The organism is Mesorhizobium sp. Cs1299R1N1, assembly GCF_037179655.1.
GTDB lineage: Bacteria > Pseudomonadota > Alphaproteobacteria > Rhizobiales > Rhizobiaceae > Mesorhizobium > Mesorhizobium salmacidum.
Map to the genome: position 1 here is coordinate 1 of NZ_JAPYKR010000091.1, position 993 is coordinate 993.

Sequence of the window (993 nt, forward strand, 5' to 3'; positions counted from 1 at the left end):
TCAGGGAACCGCTGACCGTCACCTTTGCTGCCGCGTTGCCGACCGCGTTTTCCACCCGTCTGCGCGGCGCCGGTCTGCGTTGGAACAAGTTTCTGCAGCACTGGGAAGGCATGGCGGATCACGAAGCCGTCGCGGCACTTGTCGCCGAACATGATGGCGCGGTTCGTCGCATCGAGGCGCAAGCTGGGTCGGATCGGGAGAGTGGGTCGGACGGGCAAAAGGAGCACAACCAAAAAGCCAGCCGGTCATAACGGAACTGCCAAAATGTTCGGGCGTCTCTCCTACGATCTCCTCAAGGCCGGCCTAAAAGCGATCGTCGCCATCCTGCCGCTCGTCATCTGGTATCCGGCCTGGCGTTATGCCCACGGCTTTTGGGGACAGTTCTTGCTCGACTGGTACCGGGGCGGCCTCCTGCCGTCCTCCGCGCCTTATCGACTTGCCTACGCCGCATGGCCTTCAATCGCGCTGATTGGTCCGGCAATCACCATGGGTGCGGCCCTGCTGCTACGCCGGGCGGGATTGGCATTGCCGGCGACCGCCATCGCCGGCGTCATCGGCATGGCCGCCGCCACCACGATGACGGTCTGGCCGGAAGCGTCGCGACTGCTCGAATACCGATCCCTCCATCCATCTTCGGATGTTCTCCGCATTGCCGACATGTCAATCTTCTACGCCGGTGTCGTCGGTGTCCTCGCCACGATTGTCGGGGTGCGCGCTCTGCTCGGCAAATCACTGCGCGCCCCAGGGATCAAAAAAACGGTCGAGCGCGCTGCCTCCGACATTTTTGGCCATGCCGACTGGATGGATATTTCCGAGGCGCAAAACCTGTTCGGCCAGGCAAGACAGTCAGGATCGCAAGGGACGCGAAAAAATCTCGGCGGCGTCGTCATCGGCGAGGCTTACCGTGTCGATCAGGACGCGCCGGGACGGCGTGGCCAAAAATTCGTTTCCTCCGATCGAAGAAGCTGGGGCAAGGGCGGCAAGGCGCCGCTG

Annotated in this window: 1 pseudogene; it reads left to right on the forward strand. The window is 62.7% G+C overall.

What is annotated here, in order from left to right:
- Positions 1-264: 264 nt before the first annotated feature.
- Positions 265-993, forward strand: a pseudogene (locus O7A70_RS33830) (conjugal transfer protein TraG); the annotation flags it as partial.